2 protein-coding genes are annotated in these 3,049 nt (G+C 61.3%); one reads left to right on the top strand and one right to left on the bottom strand.

All coding sequences use genetic code 11. The features are described 5' to 3' along the window. The coding region (locus tag WCA53_RS16815; protein ID WP_423912716.1) for an MFS transporter at positions 1–565 on the bottom strand (565 nt) is incomplete at its 3' end. Positions 566–1,072: 507 nt separating this feature from the next. Between WCA53_RS16815 and tkt the strand changes: the two genes are divergently transcribed. Next, positions 1,073–3,049, top strand: a 1,977-nt coding sequence (gene tkt, locus WCA53_RS16810; RefSeq protein ID WP_423912713.1) for a transketolase, incomplete at its 3' end; no start/stop codon positions are given.

The raw sequence follows: 3,049 nt of genomic DNA, 5'->3' as shown, positions 1-3,049 counted from the left end.
AGCGCAGCGCGAGCACGAGGCCGATACAGCCGAGTGGCAAGTTCAGATAGAAAATCCATCGCCAGGACGAATACGTCGTGATGAATCCGCCCAGCGGCGGCCCGATCACGGGCGCGACAAGGCCGGGCCAGGTAATCACGGCGATCGCGCGCATCAGCCCTTCCTTGGGCGTGGCGCGCAGCACGGCGAGGCGCCCAACGGGCACCATCATTGCACCGCCAATGCCCTGCAGGACCCGCGCGGCCGTGAACGTCGGCAAGGTGGATGTCATGCCGCACAGGACCGATGCAGCCGTGAACACGGCGATGGCGCTGCCGAATACGGTGCGCAGGCCGAAGCGGTCCGCTGCCCAGCCGCTGATCGGAATGAACACGGCGAGCGTCAGAAGGTACGACGTAATCCCGAGACTGAGATCGACGGGATGAAGGCCGAACGAGCGCGCCATTTGCGGCAATGCGGTCGCGATGATCGTGCCGTCGAGGTTTTCCATGAAGAACGTCGCTGCGACCAGCAGCACGATGACTGGAGGACCGGACGTGGAACGCGAAGCGGCTGGAACCTGCATCGAGGACGATTTCTCTATCATGTAAGGCGAGATCAGGCGGAACGCAACAAGAGCGGAAGCGGCCGCGGGGCGCGGCGCGCCGGGCCTCTGGCGGACGCCCATTGTAGCTTCGATGCGTTGCTCCGATGGCTATGGTAGTTTCCTCATGCGGCCAATGTTTCGGCCTTCACGGTATCGTTGTGCTCGTCGCCCCAGCTTCGACAGCGATAAAATTTGTCATATGCGCTGGCTATTCCCAGTCCGTCTCGCGTGTACGATTAAAGCCGTTTTTGCAAGGTTTCAAGCGTAGCGTCGTTAGTCTGCGTTGTTAGTCTGATTACCCGCACGTGTTGTCGCCAAGCTTTTGGACGCCGTCTGCGCCCCGCAGCGCGCGCGGTTCATGGGCTGGTCAGCGGTTCTTCGGTGACGCGCCTGATGTCATGGCACTACACTTGCTGGAAGGTCCCGGTTGCCCGTTGTGGCGCCTTTCGTGCCGCAGCGCGCTCTACGCAAAAGGAGTCGTCGCTCATGCCACAAAACCCCTCGCAGTTTTCCGATCTCGACATGCTTTCCATCAACACCATTCGCACCCTCGCGATGGACGCGGTGCAGAAAGCCAACTCAGGTCATCCGGGTACGCCAATGGGGCTCGCGCCGGCTGCCTATCATCTTTGGCAGAACCATCTCCGCTACGATCCGAGCGAGCCGCTATGGCCCAATCGCGACCGCTTCGTGCTGTCAGCCGGCCACGCGTCGATGCTGATTTACGCGCTGCTGCACCTGACGGGCGTGAAAGGCCTCGATCACGACGAGAAGCCCACCGGCAAGCCGGCCGTGTCGATGGATGACATCAAGCATTTCCGCCAGATCGACAGCAACACGCCGGGCCACCCGGAATACCGGATCACGACCGGCGTGGAAACCACCACAGGTCCGCTCGGGCAGGGGCTTGGCAATAGCGTTGGCATGGCGATCGCCGCGCGCTGGTACGAAACGCATTTCAACCAGCCGGACGCGAAGATTTTCGACTATCGCGTGTATGCGGTGTGCGGTGACGGTTGCATGATGGAAGGCGTGTCGCACGAGGCCGCGTCGCTCGCGGGACACCTGAAGTTGTCTAACCTGATCTGGATCTACGACAGCAATCGCGTGACGATCGAAGGCCACACGGACCTGGCCTATAGCGACGACGTGGAATCGCGTTTCAAGGGTTACCAATGGAACACGATGCATGTGGACGATGCGAATGACCCGGCCGCGCTCGAAGCCGCGCTCAACAAGGCGAAGGCCAACACGAACGCACCGACGCTGATCGTGGTGAAAAGCATTATCGGCTGGGGCTCGCCGCACAAGCAGGACACAGCGTCCGCGCATGGCGAAGCGCTCGGCGTGGAGGAAGTCAGGCTCACCAAGAAATTTTACGGATGGCCGGAAGACGCGCAATTCCTGGTGCCAGACGGCGTCTATGAGAATTTCAACGAAGGCTTTGGTGCGCGTGGCAAGGCAGCGCGTGAAGCCTGGCTAAAGGCGTTCGACGACTATTCAAGCAAATATCCCGAGCTTGCCAAGGAATTTGCGCAAATCGAAGCGCATCAGTTGCCGGACGGCTGGGACGCAGACATCCCGACGTTCGACGCCGATGCAAAGGGCCTCGCCACGCGAGACTCGGGAGGGAAAGTACTGAACGCCATCGCCAAACGCGTTCCCTGGCTGCTCGGCGGTGCGGCCGACCTGTCGCCGTCCACCAAGACCGATCTCAAATTCGAAGGCGCAGGCAGTTTCCAGGCGAGCAGTTATGGCTCCCGAAACATGCATTTCGGCATTCGCGAACACGGGATGGGTTCGGTCTCCAACGGCATGGCAGTGTCGAACTTGCGCCCCTACGCGTCCACGTTCCTCATTTTCAGCGACTACATGAAGCCGCCGATCCGGCTCTCCGCGGTCATGGAAGTGCCGGTGATCTACGTGTTCACGCACGACTCCATCGGCTTGGGCGAAGACGGCCCGACGCACCAGCCGGTCGAACAACTGGTGTCGTTGCGTGGCGTTCCGGGACTCAGCTTGTTCCGTCCAGCCGACGCCAACGAAGTCGCCGAATCGTGGCGCCATGCCTTATCCCAGCCGCAAACGCCGACGTGCATCGTGCTCTCGCGGCAACCGTTGCCGACCTTCGACCGGACGAAATACGCGTCGGCGAAGGGCGTACACAAGGGCGCTTATGTCCTTGCCGACGCAGACGGTGGCAAGAAGCCGGAGGTCATCCTGATGGCGACGGGCAGCGAGGTGTACTTGTGCATCGACGTGTATGAGAAGCTGAAAAGCGAGGGCATCGCTGCGCGCGTGGTGTCCATGCCGTCATGGGATGTGTTTGAAAAACAGGACGAAGCCTATAAGGAGTCGGTGTTCCCGACGGATGTCGATGCGCGCGTGTGCGTGGAGCAGGCCGGCACGCTGGGCTGGGATCGCTATGTTGGCCGTCTCGGCGGGCAGGTCGTGATGCATACG

This window comes from Caballeronia sp. (genome assembly GCF_049581465.1).
In the GTDB taxonomy this organism is placed as follows: Bacteria; Pseudomonadota; Gammaproteobacteria; order Burkholderiales; family Burkholderiaceae; genus Caballeronia.
Note: the sequence above shows the minus strand (reverse complement) of the source record. Positions and strands in the feature narration are given on the sequence as shown.